This is a genomic window from Janthinobacterium sp. 344 (genome assembly GCF_900112025.1).
Lineage (GTDB): Bacteria > Pseudomonadota > Gammaproteobacteria > Burkholderiales > Burkholderiaceae_D > Janthinobacterium.
Genome location: NZ_FOKL01000002.1, coordinates 746,153 through 765,154, shown reverse-complemented (window position 1 = coordinate 765,154; position 19,002 = coordinate 746,153). Strand labels below are relative to the sequence as shown.

Here is a 19,002-nt window from a genome sequence, read left to right as displayed (position 1 = left end):
CAGCCGGCGTAACAGTTGCAGCATCGTAAAGAGGAAATGTTGTGTTTGTGTTGCTGTGCGGCGCAGCCGGGCAGCGGGGCAATCCAGGATTTTCAAAAAATAATAGTCTTTTCTGGGGTTAAAGATGATCAATCACAAGCGACTTCGGCTGACGCAAATCGCGTTGAGCCTGTCTATTGCACTGGCGGCGGCACCATCGTTCGCACAGAACACTACATCTTCCATCGGCGGCCGTATCTCGGCCACCGACGGCAAGCCGGCAGCTGGCGCGCAAGTCAATATCGTTCACGTTGAGTCCGGTTCGGCCAGCAACGTGACCACCGATGCAGAAGGCCGTTATGTTGCACGCGGCCTGCGTGCCGGCGGTCCTTACACCATCACCATTACCAAAAATGGCGTCGTTGAAAAACGCGAAGGCGTGTATATCGCCCTGGCCGAAACGGCCAACGTCGATGCGACGCTGGGCGCCGACATGCAAGTGGTGAAAGTCAGCACCAACGCTATCCGCAATCAGGTTTTCAACCGCAACAACATGGGCGCCGGCACGAATATCGGCCCGACCGAACTGGCTACCCAGGCATCGATCTCGCGCAGCCTGCAAGACTATGCCCGCGCCGACCCACGCCTGTCGCAAACGGACAAAGAGCGCGGTGAAATCTCCGTTGCCGGTCAAAACTCGCGCTACAACTCGATGACGATTGACGGCGTGGCCGTGAACGACACGTTCGGCCTGGAAGCGTCCGGTACCGCGACTGGCAAGCAGCCAATTTCGATCGAAGCGATCCAGTCGGTGCAGGTGAACGTGGCCAACTACGACGTCACCCAAAAAGGCTACACCGGCGCGAACGTCAACGCGGTGACCAAATCGGGCACCAACAAGGTCAAGGGCAGTGTCTACTACGCTTTCCGTAATGACACCATGTCGGGCGACCGTTACAACAGCACCGACGACACGTACTACGCACCGCCAAAATCGAAAGACACCACCAAGGGCATCACCCTGGGCGGCCCGCTGATCGAAGACAAGCTGTTCCTGTTTGCTAACTACGAAAAAACCACCAGCTCGCGCGGCGCGCCAGCATTCGGTCCTGTCGGCAGCGCACAGACCAACGTTGCCATTACCCAAGGCGCCATCGATAGCGCGATTGCGATTGCCAAGGATAAATACGGTATCGATGCTGGTACTTCGGCAGTTCCTGCGGGTTCCGAATTCACGGCGACGGAAAAGTTGCTCAAGCTGGACTGGAACCTGACCGACACCCAGCGCATGATGCTGCGTTACACCAAGACGGAACAGTCCGAGCCGATTTACACCGGTTTTTCCGGCACTGGCCTGTCGCTGAGCTCGTACTGGTATGACCAGAACAAGAGCCTGGAAACCCTGGTTGGTCAATGGACCGCCGAGTGGACCCCGACCTTCTCGACCGAAGTCAAAGTGTCCTCGCGCGACTACGACAGCGTACCGCGCAACAACGCTTATCTGCCGGCAATCGGCCTGCAGTTCAGCGGCGCGCTGCCAGCGGGCGCACCGTCGAGCCTGGCTACCGGCAACCGCTTCCTGAACTTTGGTACCGAAATGAGCCGTCAGCGTAACATTCTTGGCACCAAAACCAAGGATTTCTACGCAGCCGGTACCTGGTCGCTGGGCGAGCATGAAGTCAAGTTCGGCACCGACTACAGCAAGAACGACGTCTATAATGCGTTCCTGCAAAACGTCAACGGTAACTACACCTTCGGCTGTATTAACAGCAGCGCCACGTTTGCCTATTCGTTCGGTGCCATCAACTGCGGTACCGCCACGGCGGCGCAATTGCAGGCAGCCGTGCTGGAAAACTTCAGCCGTGGCCGTCCTAGCTCGTACACCTATCAGGTGCCACAAGCAGGCCGCACGCTGGATGATGCCGTGGCGACGTTCTCGCTGAAAAACATCGGCCTGTTCCTGCAAGACACCTGGGAAGTCAACAAGCAGCTGACGCTGACCGCCGGCCTGCGCATCGACGGCACCCGCATCGGCGAAAAGCCGATCTACAATGCGCGTGCAGCACAGGCAACCGTCGCCCGTACCACGCCTACCGGTCGCCAGACCGGCGGTTTCGGTATCGATAACTCGCATACCATCGACGGCGAAAACCTGTATCAGCCACGTTTTGGCTTCAACTACAAGCTGGAATCGGCGCGTCCGACGCAAATTCGCGGCGGCGTCGGCTTGTTCCAGGGCGCGGCGATGAGCGTCTGGCTGGGCAATCCTTACCAGAACACCGGCATGGCAACCCAGAACATTACTTGCGCCTCGTCGGCCGGCACTTGCCCGACCTCCGATGGTTTCTTCAATCCTGATCCAACCAAGCAGCCAACGAGCGTGCCGGCGGTTATCCCGGCAATGAAGGTCGATGCCCTGAGCCAGGACCTGGCGCAACCATCGGTATGGAAAGCCAACCTGGCCATCGAACATGAGTTGCCATGGATGGGCCTGATTGTCAGCGCGGAATACCTGCGCTTCCAGACCAAGAGCGCGATTTACTACGAAGAGCTGAACATGGGCGCGCCAACGGCGACCGGCAGCGATGGCCGTCCAATGTACTATGGTCCTAACGCCTACAATACGGCTTGCTGGAATGCAAATGGCGCCCTGATCGGCGGCGCCAATTGCAGCGCCTTGACCAAGGCTGGCAGCAATGCCGCTTTCGGCCAGGTGCTGATGGCTAAAAATACCGACAAGGGCGAGTCGAACGTGCTGACCCTGTCGGTGCGCAGCCCGACCCGTGATGGCCTGTCGTGGGGCTCGTCGTACACCTACACCGATGGCACTGAAGTATCGCCGCTGACGTCGTCGACCTCGAGCTCGAACTGGGGTTCGCGCGCCGTGTTCAATCCGAATGAAAACGTGGCGTCCAACTCGAACTATCTGGTCAAGGATCGCTTCACCGCCAACGTGAACTGGCAAAAACGTTTCTTCGGCGAATACAAGACCACCTTCGGTCTGTTCTATGAAGGCCGTAGCGGCAAGCCATACAGCTGGACCATCAACAACGACTTGAACGGTGACGGCCTGGCCGGCAACGACCTGATGTACATCCCTAGCGCGCCAGGTTCGGGCGAAGTGGTGTTCTCCGGTGCGACGCCAGCAGCGCGCGCCGCCAACGAGGCAGCGTTCTGGAAAGTGGTCAACGCCAATGGCGACCTGCGCAAAGCCAAAGGTGGCGTGATTGGCCGTAACGAGAGTTTTTCTCCATGGACCAACAGCTTCGATGTGCGCATGAGCCAGGAAGTACCAGGCTTCTTCAAGGGTAACAAAGGCATCATTACCTTCGATATCCTGAACGTCGGCAACCTGCTGAATCGCAAATGGGGCCGCATCAATGAAGTGGGCTTCCAGAGCGCAGGTGGCCAGGTGCGCAGCTTCGTGGACTATGTCGGTATGGAAAACGGCAAGTATGTGTACAACACCCGTCCTGTGGTGGAAAGCCTGGAAACGCGTCAAGTCAAAGGCGAATCGCAATGGGCGCTGCAAGCCACGGTCAAGTACGAGTTCTAATATCGTCCTTGCCTCGTAGCTTGGCAGACTAAAAAACGGCTGGTGGCGACACCAGCCGTTTTTTTTATACAGAAGATGGTTTACTCTTTCCCCTTTTTAATAAATATCATTCCATGGCTCACTTCCTACGCACTCCGGTCGCCAGCGCGGCCCTGATCCTCATCCTGTCCGGCTGCAGCCATTTCGCTTCCGCGCCACAGGCTGCGTCCAGCGGCCCGATTGAAGTGAACCTGGTCGCCCTGAACGATTTCCACGGCAACCTCGACCGCAGCAAATTCACCTACACCAGCGTTACCGACCCGGTTCGCCAGACGGTGCAGGCGGGCGGCATCGATACCTTGTCCGGCGCCCTGGCGGCATGGCGCAAGGAGGATGCGCAATTGATTTTTGTCGGCAATGGCGACCTGGTGGGCGCCAGTCCCGCCATGTCGGCGCTGTGGGCGGACGAGCCGAGCATCGTGGCCATGAATATGCTGGGCATGAAGGCCAGTTCGGTCGGCAACCATGAGTTTGACCAGGGCAAGGCGGAATTGCTGCGCCAGCAGCGCGGCGGCTGCGAATCGTCGCGCGCCGACAAGGCGTGCAAGTTCAGCCCCGACTTCAAGGGCGCCAGCTATGCCTACCTGGCCGCCAACGTGATCGACACGCAGACGGGCAAGTCACTGCTGCCGGCCTACCGCATCGAAGAGGCGCATGGCGTCAAGGTGGGCCTGATCGGCGCCGTGCTGAAAGACACGCCCTCCGTGGTGACGGCGGCCGGCATCACGGGCTTGCAGTTCGGCGATGAAGCCGACGCCATCAACGCCACCTTGCCGCCATTGCGCGCGCAGGGCGTGGGCGTCTTTGTCGTGCTGCTGCACCAGGGCGGCGAGACGCCCGAAGCTGTTGACCAGGCGGATTGCAGCGGCCTGAAGGGTGAAGTGGTCGACGTGGTGAAGCGCCTCGATCCCGCCATCCAGCTGGTCATCAGCGGCCACTCGCACCAGGGCTATCTGTGCCGCGTCGATGGCCGCCTGGTCACGCAAGCACAGATGGGCGGGCACATGCTCACGCGCATCAAGCTCAAGGTCGATCCCGTCAAAAATGCCGTGATCGATGCCAGCGCACGCAACGTCGTCATGCTGCCGGGCCAGTTTGAGCCAGATCCTGCCGTGGCAGCCTACCTGGAATCGGTGAAGCGGCGCAGCGCGGCCGAATTGTCGCGTCCCGTGGCCGTCATCGCCGTGCCTACCGTGGGCCGCAGCACCAAGGGCAGCGGTGCTTCCGCGCTGGGCGACCTGGTGGCCGACAGCACCCTGTTCGGCGCGCGCGCTGCAGGCGCGCAAATCGGCCTGATGAACAATGGCGGCATCCGCAAGGACCTGGAAGCGGGCGCGGACCTGATGACGAACGTGGGCCAGAACCAGGCCGTGGTCCCGTTCGGGAATACCTTGATCGTCGTCAGTCTGTCCGGCGCGCAAATCCGCACCTTGCTCGAACAGCAATGGCCGGGCGAAGAGGCCGGCGAGGGCAATCTGCTGCAAGTGTCCGAAGGTTTTACCTACCGCTGGGACAGCACGCAGCCCCAGGGGCAGCGCGTGCTGCCAGGCAGCATCATGCTCGATGGCGTGGCCATCGATGATCGTCAACAATACAGAGTCGCCGCCAATAGTTTCCTCGCCGGCGGCGGCGACCGCTTTACCGTGCTGGCGGCCGGCACGCGCCGCCTGGATACGGGCGTGCGCGACATCGACGCCTTCAGCGACTACCTGATCGCCCGCGCGCGCGCCGGCAAGCCCGCTGGCAGCGCCACGTCGGCGGGCCGCATCGTGCGCGTCAAATAACCTACAAGGAAAAACCATGCGTCGTTTATATGTTTCCGTACTTCTCTCCAGCCTGTTCGCGGCCAGCGCCCACGCCGATTTCACGATACCCGGCTACGAGCTGGTGCACACCTCGCCCGTAGAAACCACCTTGACCAATCCCGATCTGCGCGAGCCCGTCGCCGTCTGGACCGAGCTGTTCGACGGGGCAAAGAAAGAGATCGTCATCGCCCAGTTCTATGCCGTCAGCAAGCCGGGCACGGCCTTTGAAAAAGTGCTGGCCAGCCTGACAGCCGCCGGCCAGCGCGGCGTGAAGATCCGCTTCCTGCTGGACCAGAAGGGCGTGGGCCTGTCGGAAGCGGCGACCATCGCGCAGATCAAGGCGATTCCCAACCTGGACTTGCGCCTCATCGATTTCAACAAGGTCACGGGCAATGGCATCGTGCACGCGAAATACCTGGCCGTCGATGGCCAGGTGGCGTACATCGGCAGCCAGAATTTCGACTGGCGCTCGTTCGAGCACATCCATGAGACGGGATTGAAGATCACGGAGCCCGCCATGGTCAGCCAGGTACAAGCCATCTTCGAGCAGGATTGGCAAGCGCAGGCATTGACGTCGCAAGGCAGCCGCGCCACTGTACTCAACAGCAAGGTGGTGCCGGCCAATTACGCGCAAAACGCTTTCCTGCTGGCCAGCCCGAATGCGTATAACCCGGCCGGCGTGGGCGATTCGGAAACGGGCTTGCCGGCCTTGCTGGCGGACGCGAAAAGCGAGGTGCGCATCCAGCTGCTCGATTACGCACCGCTGTCGTATGGCCCGAACCGCACGCGCCCGTATTACGCCGTGATCGACAACGCCGTGCGCGCGGCCGCCCAGCGTGGCGTGAAGATCAAGCTGATGGTATCGAACTGGAACACGGAAGCGCCCGCCATTGCCTACCTGAAAAGCCTGGCCCTGGTGCCGAACGTGGAAATCCGCATCGTCGCCTTGCCGACAGCATCGACGGGTTTTATTCCGTTCGCGCGCGTGATCCACAGCAAGACCATGAGCATCGACGGCAAGCTGGCCTGGGTCGGCACGAGCAACTGGGCGGGCGGCTATTTCGACTTGTCGCGCAACCTGGAAGTGGTGCTGCGCAACGATGCCATGGCGCAACGCATCGCGGCCTTGCATGAGCAGACGTGGAACTCGGCGTATGCGCAGCCGATCGACATCAACAAGCAGTATCCGAAGCCGGCCAAGGCCGCGCCGCAAGGCAAGGAGTAACGGTGAAGAATTCGATGAACAAATTACTCAGCGTGCTGGCGCTGGGCGCCGCCTTTGCTTCCGGCAATGCGCTGGCCTGGGGTAGCGATGGCCACCGCGCCGTGGGCGCCATCGCCGATCAATTGCTCAAGGGCAGCGCGGCGCAGGCGCACATCAGCCAGTTGCTGCTGCCGGGCGAAAGCCTGGAAAAGATCGCCAACTGGCCCGATTGCGTGAAGGGCACGTATTGCGGCCCGCAATCGCCGGAAATGCTGACCTACGTGGCGGCGAACCCCAAGCATGGCCAATACCATTACACGAACGTGCCCTTCCAGAGCGCGCATTACCACGACCATGGCGTGGGCACGGCCGATGACGATATCGTGCAGACGCTCAAGCAGGCGATCCTGGTACTGCAAGGCAAGGCTGATGCGGCCAGCAATCCGCATGGCTTCAGCCAGCGCGAAGCGCTGATTTTGATCACGCACCTGGTGGGCGATATCCACCAGCCGCTGCATGTGGGCAATGCGTTTCTCGGCAAGGATGGCCAGTTCTTCGTGCCCGCCACGCAGGCGCAGATCGACGACGTCGCCGTTTTCAATGCGCGCGGCGGCAACGACTTGCTGCTCGACGATGCGAAGATGACGGCCTTGTCGGACGCCGTGATTCCCGCGCCGCTGCCGGCGGACGAGGGCGATGCCAAGCCTGCCAGCAACTATCCGAAGTCGCCCACCAAGCCCCTGCATTCCTACTGGGATACGACCGTGGTCGATTACGCCATGCGCCGCCTGAGCACGCGCACGCCGCAGCAGTTTGCCAGCACCGTGATCGCCAGCGCGCCTGAGGTCAGTGGCAACAGCGGCGACCCCGTCAACTGGCCGTATCAATGGGCCGATGCCTCGCTGGCCGCCTCGAAGCTTGCCTTCGCGGACGTGGCGGCGGGACCGGCCACGCAGCAGACCAGCCGCAAGGGCGAGGTCTACAACGTCTGGAGTTTGACGGTGCCCGACAATTATCCGGTGCCCAGCTCGGCGCTGGCAAAGCAGCAGCTGATCGAGGGCGGCTATCACCTGGCCTCGCTGTTACAGGCCATTTGGCCGCAGTGAAATGAGTGAAAAGCGGCCTGCGGGCCGCTTTTTTCATGCCAGGGTGAGGTGGATTCCCATCTCGCGGTAGGGGGCCAGCAGTGTTTCATCGGTTTCGCGGTGCACGACGATATCGCTGACCTGGTTCAAGGGCGCGACTTGGAACGGCGAAGTTGTGTTGAACTTTTCCGGCGATGCCAGCACAACGGTGCGTGCGGCGGCGTCGCTCAGCGCGCGTTTCACGCACGCTTCCTCATAGTCGCCCGTGGTGATGCCCGCCTGCGGATGCAGGCTGGACACGCCCATGAAATACAGGTCGGCGCGGATGCGGCCGATCGCTTCCACCGTGGCGGCACCGACGCCCACGATCGAGTGCTTGTACAGGCGCCCGCCTAGCATCAGCACCTCGATCGATGGGTGATGCAACAGTTCGACGGCAATCGACGGGCTGTGCGTGACGATGGTGGCGCGCAATTCGCGCGGCAGCTGGCGCGCCAGCTGCACGGCGGTCGTGCCGCCATCGATGAACACCACTTGCCCCGTTTGTATCATGGCGCCCGCCGCGCGGCCGATGGCGGGCTTGGCTTCCGCGGAAATCTGTTCGCGCCCCGCAAACGGCGCCAGCGCGGGCGAGCGGGGCAGCAAGGGCAGGGCGCCGCCGTGCACGCGCTCCAGTAATCCCTCTTTTGCCAGTTCGCGCAAGTCGCGGCGTATCGTGTCTTCCGACAAGCCCAGGGCGTCGCTGACGGCCTTGGCGACGATCTGGCCTTCGCGCTGGAGCAAGTCCAGCAGGTATTGTTTGCGTTGATGTGTGAGCATGGATTTTCTTGTATTTTCTTGATATTGCACGAGTTTGCATGATAAAGTCGGCGAAGGCAAGCACATGTCAACACAAGGAGACACGATGGGTGAACAAACTAAACAGCCGGAGCGGGTCCGCATCCAGGGCGTGCAGACGCTGTCGCACGACTGGTATCTGTTGCAGAAAACCACGTTCGATTATCTGCGCCGTGACGGCCAGTGGCAGACGCAGACGCGGGAAACCTATGACCGCGGCGACGGGGCCACCATCCTGCTCTACAACAAAGTCAAGCGCACGGTGATCCTGATCCGCCAGTTCCGCTTCCCCACGTATCGTCAAGGCCATGACGGTTTCCTGATCGAGGCGGCGGCCGGCTTGCTGGAACAGGCCAGCGCCGAGCAGCGCATCCGCGCCGAAGTGGAAGAAGAAACGGGCTACGCCGTGGGCGACGTACACAAGGTGTTCGAGGCCTTCATGAGCCCCGGCTCCGTGACGGAGCGTCTGCATTTCTTTGTCGCCGAATACGACCCGGCCAGCCGCATCAGCGATGGGGGCGGACTGGCGCATGAAGGCGAAGATATCGAAGTGCTGGAGTTGCCGCTGGCGCAGGCGATGCGGATGGTGGCCGATGGGCGCATCTGCGACGGCAAGACCATCATGCTGCTGCAGCATGTGCAACTGCAACTGATGCCGCCAGCGCAAGAGAGGTGGCAGGGCATGCAGATTCTCGTCGCCGGCCCCTACCGCTCCGGCACGGGTGACGATCCCGCCCTGATGGCGGCGAACGTGGCGGCCATGCAAGCCGTCTGCCTGCCCTTGTATGCCAAGGGACACATGCCCGTGCTCGGTGAATGGCTGGCCTTGCCCATGCTGGCGCTGGCAGGCTCAACCCGGGTGGGCGATGCCGTGTACGAGGAATTGTTTCACGCGCATGCGACGCGTTTATTGAGCCATTGCGATGCCGTGCTGCGCATTGGCGGAGCGTCGGCCGGGGCCGACCAGATGGTGGCCGTGGCGCGCGGCCTGGGCTTGCCCGTGTTTTTCTCGCCGGACGAGATTACCCAGGCGTAAAAAAAGCGAAGCCCGCAGGCTTCGCTTTTTTGCGTCAAGTCAAAGTGAGACTTAACGAGACTTGACGAAGGGAATACCGATCGCCTTCGGCGCGATGGATTTCGCCATCAGGCCCGCCAGCACGATCACCGTGACGACATACGGCACCATCTGGATCAAGGAGCCGGGAATGCGGCCGACGACGGGCAAGTCCACGCCTTCAATCTGGATCTGGATGGCGGCGAAGAAGCCGAACATCAGGCAGCCGAGGAAGGTGTAGACGGGACGCCAGTTGCCGAAGACCATGGCCGTCAGGGCCAGGTAGCCGGCGCCGGCCGACATGTCGCGCAGGAAGAAGCCGCTTTGCACGATGGCCAGGTAGGCGCCCGAGAACGAGCACAGGATGCCGGCCACCAGCATGGCCAGGTAGCGCGTCGCTTCCACGCTCACACCGGCCGAGTCGGCCGCATGCGGGTTTTCGCCGCAGGCGCGCAGGCGCAGGCCGAAGCGCGTGTGGTACAGCAGCCAGTGCACGAGCGGAATCAAGAGGAAGGCCACGTAGACGAGGATGGAATGGCCGCCGATCAGATGGGCATACACCCAGCCGATGAAGGGAATGTGCTCCACGTACTGCGTGCCCGGCAAGACCACGTCGAACAGGCGCGCCGACCCCAGGTCGGGCGTGCGGCCGCCTTGCTGGAAGAAGAATTGCGCCAGCACGAACGTCAGTCCGCTCATGGCGATGTTGATCGCCATGCCGGCCACCAGCTGGTTGCCCTTTTGCGTGATGCTGACGTACGCCTGCAGCAGGGCCAGGGCGACGCACACGAGCATGCCGGCGGCCATGCCGTAATACGGATTTTGCGTCGTGTAGGCCACGGCGGCGGAAGCGAAGGCGCTGGCCAGGATCTTGCCTTCCAGGCCGATGTCGATCATGCCGCTGCGTTCGGCAAACAGGCCGGCCATGGCGGCGAAGATCAGGACGGGCGCATTGCGCACGGTCGATACCAGGATGCTGGCGAAATGAAAGTCGTCGAGTGTCATGGTGTTAGCCTTTGGTGCGCTTGAGCAGGGCGGAAATGGCCGGTGCATAGAAATTTTCCATCGCGCCGCAGAACAGGATGATCAAGCCCTGGATGAAGATGAAGGTTTCCGTCGGGATATTCGGTTTTTCCAGCGACAAGTCGAAGCCGCCCTGGATCAGCGCGCCGAACAGCACGGCGGACAGGAAGATGCCGACCGGATGCTGGCGCCCCATCAGGGCGATGGCGATGCCGATGAAGCCGGCGCCGCCGACGAAGTTCAGCGACAGGTAGTGCGTCGAGCCCATGATGGAATTGACGGAGCCGAGGCCCGCCAGCGCGCCCGAGATCAGCATGACGATGATGATCATCTTGCTGATCGACACGCCCGCATAGTGGGCCGCATGCTTGTTGAGGCCCGTGGCGCGCAGCTTGAAGCCCCACGACGAACGCCACACCATCACGCCGTAAATCACCAGCGCGAGGATGGCCAGGATAAAGCTGATGTTCAGCGGCGTGTCGCCCAGCGACGGGAACCAGGTACTCAAGCGCGGCATTTCGCCGCTTTCCGCGAAGACGCGGCTGGCCGTGTTCTGCTCGCCTGGCGGGATCAGGTATTTGACGATCACGAAGTTCATCAGGCTGGCGGCGATGAAGTTGAACATGATGGTGGTGACGACGATGTGGCTGCCGCGCTTGGCTTGCAGATAGCCTGGCAGGAAGCCCCACAGGGCGCCGAACAGGGCCGCGCCGATCATGGCCACCGGGATCAGGAGCCAGGCGGGCAGGCTCTGGTCGAAGGCCAGCATGGCCGCCGTCAGGCCCAGGCCGCCGATATACATCTGGCCTTCGGAACCGATATTGAACAGGCCGGCCTGCATCGCCACGGAGACCGACAGGCCCGTGAAGATGAAGGTGCTGGCGTAGAACAGCGTGTAGCTCAAGCCTTCCGGATTGAGGATGGCGCTGTTGACGAGGATACCCAGCGATTCGCCCGGATCTTCGCCCAGCATATAAATCACCAGGGCTGCGACCAGCATGGCCGACAGCAGGTTTAACATGGGCATGACAAAGGCTGTCGCCCAGCGTGGCAAGTCGTTATTCATGATTTATGCATTCCCCCCATCAGCAGACCGATGCGGGTGGTATCGAATTCTTCAATTTTCAGTTCGCCGGTGATGCGTCCGCCGCACATGACCAGAATGCGGTCGGCCAGCGCCCGCACTTCTTCCAGTTCGACCGACACCAGCAGGATCGCCACGCCTGCGTCGCGCAGGGCCAGCAATTGCGTATGGATGCTTTCGATGGTGCCGATGTCGACGCCGCGCGTGGGCTGGCCCACCAGCATCAGTTTCGGCTGCGCCAGCACTTCGCGCGCGATCACCACCTTTTGCTGATTACCGCCCGACAGCAAGCCGATGCGCAGGTCCGGATTGGCGGGGCGCACATCGAAGGTTTTGAGCAGTTCCGCGCAGCGCGCGCCGATGGCCTTGAAGTTGAACAGGCCCCAGCGATTCTTCAGGCGGTCCTGGTAGCCGAGGATGGTGTTCTGCATGACGGAGAAATTCTTCACCACGCCATCGCGCAAGCGGTCTTCGGGAATGTGGGCGATGCCCAGTTCGCGGAAGGCCAGCGGCAAGCCGTCGGCATCGTGGCGCTTGGCAAACGGCAAGTCCTTGTCCAGGAAGCGCAGCTTGCCGGACGTGGGCAAGCGCATGCCGGACAGGATTTCCAGCAGCTCGCTCTGGCCATTGCCCGAGACGCCCGCGATGGCGACGATCTCGCCGGCGCGCAGGTTGAAGCCTATATCGGCCAGCAACTTCACCTGCTGCTCGTCGGCCAGTTGCAAGCCGTCCACTTCCAGCACCGTGGCGCCCGGATTGTACGGCGCGCGCGGCAAGTGGCTCTGGATGGGGCGGCCGACCATCATGTTGGCCAGTTCCTCTTTCGAGGTGCCGGCCGTTGCCACGGCGCCCACCACCGTACCGCCGCGCATGACGGTGACGTTGTCGGTGATTTCCAGGATCTCTTGCAGCTTGTGCGTGATCAGGATGATGGTCTTGCCTTGCTCCTTGAACAGGCGCAGGATTTCAAACAGCGAGGCCGTTTCCTGCGCCGTCAGCACGGCCGTCGGCTCGTCGAGGATCAGGATATTGGCGCTGCGGTAAATCTGCTTGAGGATTTCCACGCGCTGCTGCGCGCCGACGGACAGGTCTTCGATCTTCGCCAGCGGATCGACATCGAGGCGGTAGCGGGCGCAAATGTCGCGCAGCTGGGCCTCCGCTTCGGCGCGGTGGCTGGCCAAACGAAAACCGCCTTCCGTGCCCAGCATGATATTGTCGAGGACGGTGAAATTCTCGACCAGCATGAAGTGCTGGTGCACCATGCCAATGCCGAGGTTGATCGCCTCCTGGCTGTTGCGGATAGGCTGTACTTTTCCGTCGAGCAGGATTTCTCCGCCGTCGGCACGGTAGTACCCGTACAGGATGCTCATCAAGGTCGACTTGCCGGCGCCGTTTTCCCCCACCAGGCCGTGGATACTGCCCTTGGCGATGGAGAAGCTGACGTCGGCGTTCGCCTTCACATGTCCAAATTGCTTGGAAATGCTGCGAAATTCTACTGCTGGCTGCATAGGTTCATAACTGGATAGTTTCATGGAAACGCGCCGCGCGGAGACAGGCCCCGGCGGCGCGCTAAAAGATACGGAGAAAAATTAAACCGGGCAGCTGCTGCCGACGCGGTAATCGATCACTTTGATCTTGCCATCGATAATGTCCTTACGCGCACCCAACACGCGTTTTTCGATTTCCGGCGTAATCAGCTTGCGGTTGTTCGCGTCGAGCGCCCAATCCACGCCGCCTTCTTTCAAGCCTTTATAGCTGACGCCGCCCTTCCAGGTGCCGTTCTTGACTTCCATGAAGCTGTCGTAGACGGTGTTGTCGACGCGCTTGACCATCGAGGTCAGGATGCTGCCTGGATACAAATGGTTCTGGTTCGAATCGACGCCGATCGCCAGCTTGCCTTTTTCCTTGGCCATCTGCAGGGTGCCCATGCCGCTGCCGCCAGCGACGGCGAAGACGACATCGACGCCGCGCTCGAATTGCGAGCGGGCCAGTTCGCCGCCCTTGGCCGGGTCATTCCAGGCGCCGGACGTGGTGCCGACCATGTTTTGCGTGATTTCCGCCTTCGGATTGACCGCCTTGACGCCTTGCGCGTAGCCGCAGGCGAAGTTGCGGATCAGGGGAATATCGATGCCGCCGATGAAGCCGACTTTCTTGCTCTTGCTGGCCATGGCCGCCGCCACGCCCACCAGGTAGGAGCCTTCTTCTTCCTTGAAGACGACGGAATTGACGTTGCTGCCGGCGGCCTGGCCGTCGATCAGCACGAATTTCACGTTCGGGAATTCCTTGGCGACCTTTTGCACGGCTTGCGTTTGCGCAAAGCCAATGGCGGCGATCATGTCGAGTTTCTTGCGGGCCAAGCCGCGCATGACTTGTTCAGCCTGCGTATCGCTCGATGCCTGCACTTCGATGAAGGAAATGCCCGTGTCTTTTTTGAAGCGCGAGGCGCCTTCGAAAGCGGATTGGTTGAACGACTTGTCGAACTTGCCGCCCGCGTCATACACGACACCCAGTTTTGGGGTAGCCGCGGACGCTTGAGCAGTCAGAAAAACGGCTGCGATCGTCAAACTAAATTGTGTAAGTTTCATGAATTGGCTCCTGGAAGATCGATATTGTATATTTTTTATAGGTGAAACATATAATTTGGGGCCGATTTAGCCTGTTTTTCATGCACGAGGTGATGGTTCCTTATCAACATTGCACCGTATTGCACAAGATCATTGCTGGGCTTGTACGGTTTTGCGGTGACAGTGTGATGCTCATGCAACAGTTGAGCCCCGTCTCTTTTATAGTTACAACATCGAATGGGCGGCCGGCAGGGGCAGGAATGCGCCGTCGGCGGGACGGGCAGGGCAAGCACGGGACCGGCGCCACGCTGGGCGTCCGAATCACTATGCATCATGCCAGATATGTATGACAAATACGTTTTTGTTTAACTATTTATATGAAAGCCATATAAATTGGCCTGCCCACCCAACACGAAGGGCCGGGCTTAGCGTTGCCGAGTGACGCCTGAGGCTGGGCCTCAATTGGCTGGGGGATTAATAATATTCAGGAAGGCCCGCACGACGGGCGCGTCGTCGAGCGTGGTATAGCTGATATACAGGTTGGCCGACGGGGGATTCGTCTTGATCGGCAGGAAGACGACGCCGGGCCAGCCGATGCGGCTCGTCGTTTCCGGCACCAGGGTCACGCCCAGGCCGGCGCCCACCATGGCCAGCAGGGTTTGCGGTTCGCTCGCTTCCTGGAAGATCACGGGTTCGAAACCGGCATTGATGCAGCACTGCACCAGGTAGCGGGGAAACGCGGATTTGTCCAGGTTGAGGGTGAGCATGGGTTCGTGGGCGATGTCGATCAGCTCGATGGCCGTGTTTTTCGCCAGCGGATGATGTTCATTGACGGCCACGCAGACATTTTCGCGGAAGCACAGTTCCTGGCGCAGATTGTCGTGGCGCAGATCGTCGTCGTTGAGCTTGGGTTCGCGCCAGAAGCCCACGTCGATCTGCTTGGCGCGCAGCGCTTCGTATTGCACCGTGGGACCGAATTCATGGATGGTCCAGCTAACGCGGGGAAATTTGGTCTGGAATTCTTCCAGCAGGCTGGGGATGGGGCCCCACATGGCCGAGCCGACAATGCCCACGCGCAAGCGGCCCACTTCGCCGCGGTCGATCTGGCGGATGGTGTCGATGGTCATGCGCATCTTGGCCAGCAGGTCGGCCGCTTCATTCATCAGCGCCTTGCCCGCCACGGTCAGTTCGAAGGTGCGCGTGGTGCGCGCAAACAGGCGTACGCCCAGTTCGCTTTCCAGTTTCATGATCTGCTGGCTCAGGGGCGGCTGCGAGATATGCAGGCGCTCGGCGGCCCGGCTGAAGCTTTTCTCCTCGGCGACGGCAAGAAAATACTTTAACTGTTTCAGATCGATGGACATGCTTTCCTTGGCTTGCGTGAAGCTTGGCGGGAACGGCGCGCGGCCCGAAAAACCGCGCGCTTTCTTTACAGCAGTCCTATTATCGTGCCACCACCGCCTGCATGGCAATGGCCAGCGCGGTGCCGACTTGCGCATTGTGCTTGACCAGGGCGATATTCGTTGCCAGGCTGCGGCCATCCGTCAACTGCTTGATGCGCGACAGCAGGAAAGGCGTGACCTGCTTGCCCTTCACGCCGCCCGCGTCCGCTTCCTGCAGCGCTTGCGCGGTGATCGCATCGATTTCTTCCTTGGGCATGGCTTGCGCGGCCGGCACGGGATTGCTGACGACCACGCCGCCTTTCAATCCCAGCTGCCATTTGGTGTCGATGAAGGCGGCCTGCTCGGCGGCCGTGTCGAGGCGGAAATCGGCCTTGAAGCCGCTTTCGCGCGTGAAGAAGGCGGGAAAGCCTTCCTGGCCCACGCTGATGACGGGCACGCCATGCGTTTCCAGGTATTCCAGCGTCAGGCCGATGTCGAGGATCGATTTCACGCCCGCGCAGACGACGGCGACGGACGTTTGCGCCAGTTCCTGCAGGTCGGCGGAAATGTCGAAGCTGGTTTCCGCGCCGCGGTGCACGCCGCCGATGCCGCCCGTGACGAACACGGCAATACCAGCCAGTTCCGCGCAGATCATGGTGGCGGCCACGGTGGTGGCGCCCAGCTTGCCCTGCGACAAAACAAACGGCAGGTCGCGGCGGCTGACCTTCATGGCATCGGGCGAGGTGCCCAGCAATTCCAGCTGCTCGGGCGACAGGCCCACGCAGATCTTGCCGTCGATGATGGCGATGGTGGCCGGCACGGCGCCGCCGTCACGGATGATCTGCTCCACTTCGCGCGCCATTTCCACGTTTTGCGGATACGGCATGCCGTGCGAAATGATGGTCGATTCCAGCGCCACGATGGCCTTGCCGGCGGCGCGCGCGTCGAGGACTTCTTGCGAAAACGAGAGGAAGTTATTCAGTTGAGTCATGCTTCAATCCTGTTGAAAGAGGGTAGGAGGGGGCGGCGCCAGGTCGGCGTCGTCAATATCGTCGAGCGCGGCCGCCGAAATCAGCGGTGACACGGTCGCTGCGGATTCCAGGGTCATGGCGGCCAGTTTCAAGCCGCGCCGGCAGGCCAGTTTCAGGTCGCTGCTGTCGTGGTAGAGCGACCAGCAGACGGCGGCGGAAAACGCGTCGCCGGCGCCCGTCACGTCGACGGCATCCACTTCGCGCGCGGCCAGGTGTTCGATCGGCGCATCGGGCGTGTCGCCATCGGTGAAGTACACGCCTTCGCCGCCGCAGGTGACGATCACCTGGCGCGCGCCCTGGCGCTGCACTTCGCGGCAGGCGGCGCGCACCTCAAAGGCCGTCGGCAGGGCGCGCGCCACGCGCGTTTCCAGCTCGCCCCGGTTGAGGATCAGCAGGCGCAAGCCCGTCAGGTCTAGCGGCAGGTGCGCCATTTTCGGCTGCGAGACGGCGATGATGACGAGCGGCGCCGCCTGGCTGCTGCCCTGGCCGGCGTCCTGGCGCGCATCGGCCAGCAGCGCCTGCACGCTGTCGTGGCCCAGGTTCAGGTCGCACACGGTCAGGGCGGCGGCCGCGCGCTGCGGCTGGCGGCTGTGCAGAAAGGCCGGGGTCAGCTGTTCATACAGCTGCATGTTGGCCATGGCCAGCAGCATTTCGCCATGCTCGTCGAGCACGGCCGTATACGTGCCGCTGCTGGTATTGCTTAAATGCAAACTGCCGCGCATGTCGATGCCCGCGTCTTCCGCATGCGTTTGCAGGGCGTGGCCGGCCGCGTCGTCGCCCAGTGCCGTCAGCAGGGCGACGGGCAGCGACAGTCGGGCCAGGTTTTCCGCGATATTGCGGCCCACGCCGCCAAATACCTCTTCCGAGCGCACGGGATTCGAGGTGCCCATCTGCAGGGTGGCCAGCGTGCGCATCTTGCGGTCCAGGTTGGCGGCGCCGATGCACAGCACGGGCCGGCTGTCGGGCAGCACATAGGCGCGTCCCAGCAGGCGGCGTTCACGGATCAGCCCGGCGATATGGCCGGCGACGGCCGAGCGCGACAAGCCCAGTTCGTTCGCCAGTTCCTGCTGCGAGATGAAGGGATTGTTGCGGATCAGTGCGTAGAGCTGGTCTTTTTTATTGGTATCGGTCACAAGGTTTCCGCTGAGGTTTAAACATTTGTCTTTAACTGTAAACATTTGTCCGTTCAGTGTCAAGCCCGTATCCACGGCGCGCGAAACATGCTCGTATGGGGCTTGTATGCATGCATTTCCCGGGCATGGTGAAGGAGCGGCTGCCGCTGGCAGGCGAGTGCTTGCCTCGACTATAATATCGGCCATTTATATTTGAATTGTATAAATGGGAAAGAAAAATGGTATTTGCCATACATATTCCGTTTGATGCATAGTGGCGGCAAATAGTGGCAATACGCATTTCGATATACCAGTCATACCAAACATACCCGATACCTGGGCCGCAGTATCTTGCCGTGTACTGCCGCGCAGGCAGCAACCTTCATCATTAGTCAATCAGAGGATAACCATGTCGAACAACGCCCCTTTCCACGCCGCCGAAATCATCCGTGCCCGCGCTCCTGAAAATTTCAAGCCGCGCGTGGCGATGATCCTCGGCTCCGGCCTGGGCGTACTGGCCGAGCAAATGACGGACGCCGTCAGCATCAGCTTCGACGAATTGCCAGGTTTCCCGATCAGCACCGTGCACGGCCATGCGGGCGAACTGGTGGTCGGCACCCTGTCGGGCGTCGCCGTCGTCTGCATGAAGGGTCGCGGCCACTTCTATGAAGGCTATGGCATGGGCGTCATGACGAGCGCCATCCGCACCCTGAAACTGCTGGGCTGCGAAATGCTGTTCGTTACCAACGCCGCCGGTTCCCTGCGCCCTGAAGTGGACGCGGGCAGCCTGGTGGCCATCAGCGACCATATCAACCTGCTGCCAGGCACGCCGATGGTCGGCCCGAACGACGACCGCTTCGGCCCGCGCTTCTTCAGCATGGCCAATGCCTACGATGCGGACTTGCGCAAGCTGGTCAAGGACACGGCCGCCTCGAACGGCATCACCCTGCACGAAGGCGTGTTCGTCGCCTACCCGGGCCCGAACTTCGAGACGGCCGCCGAGATCCGCATGATGGCCCGCCTGGGCGCCGACACGGTCGGCATGTCGGTGGTGCCGGAAGTGGTTTCGGCCCGCCATTGCGACCTGAAAGTGGTGGGCGTGTCCGTCATCACCAACCTGGCAGAAGGCATGTCGCCATTCGCCCTGTCGCACGAGCAGACCCTGAAATACGCGGCCATCGGCGCGAAAGACCTGGTCAAGCTGATCCTGGCTTTCCTGGCCACCGTTTCCGCTACGCCGCAAGCCTAAG

The 19,002-nt window shown here is 61.5% G+C and carries 13 protein-coding genes and 1 pseudogene; 6 read left to right on the top strand and 8 right to left on the bottom strand.

Annotation, left to right across the window (positions count from 1 at the left end):
* Positions 1 to 163 precede the first annotated feature (163 nt).
* The 4 genes from BM193_RS09590 to BM193_RS09575 all read left to right on the top strand — a co-directional run bounded on the left by BM193_RS09590 (position 164) and on the right by BM193_RS09575 (position 7,689).
* Entirely contained in the window at positions 164 to 3,535 is a 3,372-nt protein-coding gene (locus BM193_RS09590; RefSeq protein ID WP_368087087.1) for a TonB-dependent receptor domain-containing protein, read from the top strand.
* Between the two features lie 113 nt (positions 3,536 to 3,648).
* Positions 3,649 to 5,358 carry a bifunctional metallophosphatase/5'-nucleotidase gene (locus BM193_RS09585; protein WP_254785990.1) on the top strand — a complete coding sequence of 570 codons (1,710 nt, stop codon included), beginning with the start codon at positions 3,649 to 3,651 and terminating at the stop codon, positions 5,356 to 5,358.
* 16 nt (positions 5,359 to 5,374) lie between these two features.
* Positions 5,375 to 6,604, top strand: coding sequence for a phospholipase D-like domain-containing protein (locus tag BM193_RS09580; protein ID WP_092798093.1), 1,230 nt, complete (start codon positions 5,375 to 5,377; stop codon positions 6,602 to 6,604).
* Between the two features lie 14 nt (positions 6,605 to 6,618).
* Complete coding sequence (locus BM193_RS09575; protein ID WP_092798533.1) at positions 6,619 to 7,689, top strand: S1/P1 nuclease; 1,071 nt, start codon at positions 6,619 to 6,621, stop codon at positions 7,687 to 7,689.
* Between the two features lie 33 nt (positions 7,690 to 7,722).
* Here the strand turns inward: BM193_RS09575 and BM193_RS09570 are convergent, their stop codons facing one another.
* A complete protein-coding gene (locus BM193_RS09570) occupies positions 7,723 to 8,487 on the bottom strand; it encodes a DeoR/GlpR family DNA-binding transcription regulator (protein ID WP_092798094.1) in 765 nt (254 codons plus the stop codon).
* 85 nt (positions 8,488 to 8,572) lie between these two features.
* On the opposite strand from BM193_RS09570, the pseudogene BM193_RS29070 reads away from it, so the two are divergent.
* Positions 8,573 to 9,157 (top strand): annotated as a pseudogene (locus tag BM193_RS29070) (NUDIX domain-containing protein); the annotation flags it as partial.
* A 435-nt stretch (positions 9,158 to 9,592) separates the two neighbouring features.
* Here the strand turns inward: BM193_RS29070 and BM193_RS09560 are convergent.
* From BM193_RS09560 to BM193_RS09530, 7 genes are all read right to left on the bottom strand, one after another.
* Positions 9,593 to 10,564, bottom strand: a complete 972-nt coding sequence (locus BM193_RS09560) for an ABC transporter permease (RefSeq protein WP_086145100.1) — start codon at positions 10,562 to 10,564, stop codon at positions 9,593 to 9,595.
* 4 nt (positions 10,565 to 10,568) lie between these two features.
* Positions 10,569 to 11,648, bottom strand: a complete 1,080-nt coding sequence (locus tag BM193_RS09555) for an ABC transporter permease (RefSeq protein WP_092798096.1) — start codon at positions 11,646 to 11,648, stop codon at positions 10,569 to 10,571.
* Complete coding sequence (locus BM193_RS09550; protein WP_092798097.1) at positions 11,645 to 13,174, bottom strand: ABC transporter ATP-binding protein; 1,530 nt, start codon at positions 13,172 to 13,174, stop codon at positions 11,645 to 11,647. Before BM193_RS09550 ends, BM193_RS09555 begins: the two co-directional genes overlap by 4 nt.
* Before the next feature lie 81 nt (positions 13,175 to 13,255).
* The gene (locus tag BM193_RS09545) at positions 13,256 to 14,251 is read right to left on the bottom strand and encodes a BMP family lipoprotein (RefSeq protein ID WP_092798098.1); all 996 of its coding nucleotides are present in this window, start codon (positions 14,249 to 14,251) and stop codon (positions 13,256 to 13,258) included.
* A 437-nt stretch (positions 14,252 to 14,688) separates the two neighbouring features.
* On the bottom strand, positions 14,689 to 15,591 hold the full coding sequence (locus tag BM193_RS09540; protein WP_092798099.1) for a LysR family transcriptional regulator: 903 nt from the start codon (positions 15,589 to 15,591) through the stop codon (positions 14,689 to 14,691).
* Positions 15,592 to 15,670: 79 nt separating this feature from the next.
* Entirely contained in the window at positions 15,671 to 16,591 is a 921-nt protein-coding gene (locus BM193_RS09535; protein ID WP_092798534.1) for a pseudouridine-5'-phosphate glycosidase, read from the bottom strand.
* 12 nt (positions 16,592 to 16,603) lie between these two features.
* A complete protein-coding gene (locus BM193_RS09530; protein WP_092798100.1) occupies positions 16,604 to 17,773 on the bottom strand; it encodes a carbohydrate kinase in 1,170 nt (389 codons plus the stop codon).
* Between the two features lie 388 nt (positions 17,774 to 18,161).
* Between BM193_RS09530 and xapA the strand changes: the two genes are divergently transcribed.
* Positions 18,162 to 19,001 (top strand): xanthosine phosphorylase, encoded by an 840-nt coding sequence (gene xapA / locus BM193_RS09525; RefSeq protein ID WP_092798101.1) that lies wholly within the window; start codon positions 18,162 to 18,164, stop codon positions 18,999 to 19,001.
* Position 19,002 lies beyond the last annotated feature (1 nt).

Excerpts from the sequence above, each read along its gene's own strand:
- BM193_RS09585 (WP_254785990.1), top strand. The coding sequence starts at position 3,649 with ATGGCTCACTTCCTACGCACTCCGGTCGCCAGCGCGGCCCTGATCCTC.
- BM193_RS09580 (WP_092798093.1), top strand. The coding sequence starts at position 5,375 with ATGCGTCGTTTATATGTTTCCGTACTTCTCTCCAGCCTGTTCGCGGCC.
- BM193_RS09575 (WP_092798533.1), top strand. The coding sequence starts at position 6,619 with ATGAACAAATTACTCAGCGTGCTGGCGCTGGGCGCCGCCTTTGCTTCC.
- BM193_RS09570 (WP_092798094.1), bottom strand. The coding sequence starts at position 8,487 with ATGCTCACACATCAACGCAAACAATACCTGCTGGACTTGCTCCAGCGC.
- BM193_RS09560 (WP_086145100.1), bottom strand. The coding sequence starts at position 10,564 with ATGACACTCGACGACTTTCATTTCGCCAGCATCCTGGTATCGACCGTG.
- BM193_RS09555 (WP_092798096.1), bottom strand. The coding sequence starts at position 11,648 with ATGAATAACGACTTGCCACGCTGGGCGACAGCCTTTGTCATGCCCATG.
- BM193_RS09550 (WP_092798097.1), bottom strand. The coding sequence starts at position 13,174 with ATGCAGCCAGCAGTAGAATTTCGCAGCATTTCCAAGCAATTTGGACAT.
- BM193_RS09545 (WP_092798098.1), bottom strand. The coding sequence starts at position 14,251 with ATGAAACTTACACAATTTAGTTTGACGATCGCAGCCGTTTTTCTGACT.
- BM193_RS09540 (WP_092798099.1), bottom strand. The coding sequence starts at position 15,591 with ATGTCCATCGATCTGAAACAGTTAAAGTATTTTCTTGCCGTCGCCGAG.
- xapA (WP_092798101.1), top strand. The coding sequence starts at position 18,162 with ATGTCGAACAACGCCCCTTTCCACGCCGCCGAAATCATCCGTGCCCGC.